Annotated in this window: 5 protein-coding genes; 4 read left to right on the top strand and 1 reads right to left on the bottom strand. The window is 73.8% G+C overall.

The genetic code is table 11. The features are described 5' to 3' along the window. The 3 genes from L2I40_RS21965 to L2I40_RS21975 all read left to right on the top strand — a co-directional run. On the top strand, positions 1-375 hold a 375-nt coding region (locus tag L2I40_RS21965; RefSeq protein WP_237217403.1), incomplete at its 5' end, for an energy transducer TonB. A gap of 25 nt (positions 376-400) precedes the next feature. After that, entirely contained in the window at positions 401-961 is a 561-nt protein-coding gene (locus tag L2I40_RS21970) for a cob(I)yrinic acid a,c-diamide adenosyltransferase (RefSeq protein ID WP_237217406.1), read from the top strand. 65 nt (positions 962-1,026) lie between these two features. Further along, positions 1,027-1,494, top strand: a complete 468-nt coding sequence (locus tag L2I40_RS21975) for a YHS domain-containing (seleno)protein (protein ID WP_237217407.1) — start codon at positions 1,027-1,029, stop codon at positions 1,492-1,494. A 3-nt stretch (positions 1,495-1,497) separates the two neighbouring features. Here L2I40_RS21975 and L2I40_RS21980 read toward each other — a convergent pair whose 3' ends face one another. Next, positions 1,498-2,121, bottom strand: coding sequence for a glutathione S-transferase family protein (locus L2I40_RS21980; protein WP_237217409.1), 624 nt, complete (start codon positions 2,119-2,121; stop codon positions 1,498-1,500). Between the two features lie 83 nt (positions 2,122-2,204). On the opposite strand from L2I40_RS21980, the gene L2I40_RS21985 reads away from it, so the two are divergent. Continuing rightward, a partial coding sequence (locus L2I40_RS21985; RefSeq protein WP_237217410.1) for a disulfide bond formation protein B occupies positions 2,205-2,368 on the top strand: 164 nt, incomplete at its 3' end.

Genomic DNA, 2,368 nt, shown 5'->3' on the forward strand with positions numbered 1-2,368 from the left:
TCCAGTCTCACGGGCGGCGCGCCGGGCGAGGTGCCGGCCCTGGCCGCCGGGGCTGGCACCGCGCTCGGCGCCGTGGTGCCCGCCCGCCCGTCCTCGGGCGTCTCCAACCCCTCGCCGGAATACCCGCAGGCCAGCCGGATCCGCGGCGAGCAGGGGCGCGTGACGCTGCTGGTGCAGGTGGATGCGGGCGGGCGCGTGCTGGACCTTTCCGTCCTCGGCTCCTCCGGCCATGCCGCGCTCGACGACAGCGCGGCCCGCACCGTCCGCCGTTGGCGCTTCGAGCCGGCGACGCAGGATGGCCGCCCGGTCTTTTCGACCGTCACCGTCGGCATCACCTTCCGCCTCGAGCAGGACGGCTTCGCGCCCCGGCGCTGAGCCCTGCGGCCCCTGGAGACAGACGATGGTCCGGCTCGACGTGATCGCGACGCGCGGCGGCGACGGGGGCGAGACCTCGCTCGGCGACGGCTCGCGCGTGCGCAAGGACGCGCTGCGCGTCGAGGCCTATGGCACGGTGGACGAGGCGAATGCCGCGATCGGCATCCTGCGCCTGCACCTGGCGGGCGACGGCGAGGCCGATGCGATGCTGGCGCGCATCCAGAACGATCTCTTCGACCTCGGCGCCGATCTCTGCGTGCCCGGCCAGGGCGAGGACCGGCTGCGCGTCGCCGACGCGCAATGCGCGCGGCTGGAGCAGGAACTCTCCGCGATGAACGCCGAGATCCCGCCGCTGCGCAGCTTCGTCCTGCCGGGCGGCAGCGCGGGGGCGGCGCATGCGCATCTGGCGCGCACCGTGGTGCGCCGCGCGGAGCGGCTGGTCGTGGCGCTGGCCGGCGAGGAGCCGGTGAACCCGGCGGTGGTCCGCTACCTCAACCGGCTTTCGGACCACCTCTTCGTCCTGTCGCGCCGCCTGAACGGCAACGGCGCCAACGACGTCACCTGGACGCCGGGCGCGACGCGCTGAGTCGCGCGTAACATCGGCCGCGGCTCGCGCGAACGTGGCGCGTGGCGCAGCGTGGAGCATCCGTCATGATCCCGGCCTTCCGTCCCGGCCGCCGCGCGCTGTCGGGGCTTCTCATCTGTCTCGCGATTGCGCCGGAGGTGCGGGCGCAGGCGGCGAAGCCCGCGGTCCTGACCGAAGCCGGGCTCGCCCTGCGCGGCTTCGACCCGGTCGCCTACTTCGCAGCCGGCGCGCCGGTGCGGGGCGAACAGCGCTTCGAGGTCGAGTGGGGCGGGGCGCGTTGGCGCTTCGCCTCGGCAGCCAACCGTGACCGCTTCCTGGCCGATCCGGCGCGCCATGCGCCGGCCTATGGCGGCTACTGCGCCTGGGCGGTGGCGCAGGGCTACACGGCGCCGGGCGATCCCCGGCACTGGCGCATCGAGGGGGGGCGGCTCTACCTCAACTTCGATGCCGCGGTTCACCGGCGCTGGCTGCGCGACATCCCGGGCTTCATCGCCGCCGCCGACCGCAACTGGCCGGGCGTGCTGTCGCGCTGAGCGTCAGCTCATCGCGACGGCGACGTGCTTCGCGTAGCCCGGCCGCGCCTTCAGCCGCCCGTACCACGCCTCCAGCGCCGGCATCGGCTTGCGCTCGATCGGCAGCGCGAACCAGCGGTGGATGTAGGGGCCGAAGGCGATGTCGGCGAGCGTCAGCGACGCGCCGCAGACGAAGTCGTGGCGTTGCAGCCTTGCGTCCACCATGGACCAGAGCCGTTCCGCCGCGTCGCGCGCCTTCGCGGTCGCCGGCCAGTCGCGCTCCGGCTCCGGGATGCGGACATAGGTGAAGAAGACCGTGGTCATCGGCGCGTTGAGCGAGGCGAGCTGCCAGTCCATCCAGCGCTCGCAATCCGCCGCCGCCTTCGGATCCGACGGGAGGATTGCGCTGCCGGGCGCGCGGGTGCGCGCCAGGTAGCGCAGGATCGCGTTGCTCTCCCACAGCACGAAGCCGTCATCCTCGATGGTCGGCACCAGCGCGTTCGGGTTCATCGCCAGGTAGTCGGGGTCCTTCGTCCGGCCGAAGGCGCCGCCGGCATCCACCCGCTCGAAGGGGATGGCCAGTTCCTCGCACAGCCACAGCACCTTCATCACGTTGGACGAGTTGGCGCGGCCCCAGATGCGCAGCATGACGATCCCCTGTCGGTGCGGGCGGCGAGGGTAGGGGCGACGACAGGTTGCGGCAACGGCGCGGCCGGACGATCTTCGCCGCCATGTCCTTCGCCCTGATCGCGGCCGCGCTCTCCGCCGCGGCGCCGCTGCTGGCCTTGGGCAGCGAGCGCTGGCCCGGCCTCGCGCCCTGTGCGCTCTGCCTCTGGCAGCGCTGGCCCTATTGGGCGGCGGCCGCCGTCGCGCTGCTGGCCGTGGCGCTGCCGCC

Origin of the sequence: Falsiroseomonas oryziterrae (genome assembly GCF_021864505.1) — a bacterium.
GTDB lineage: Bacteria > Pseudomonadota > Alphaproteobacteria > Acetobacterales > Acetobacteraceae > Falsiroseomonas > Falsiroseomonas oryziterrae.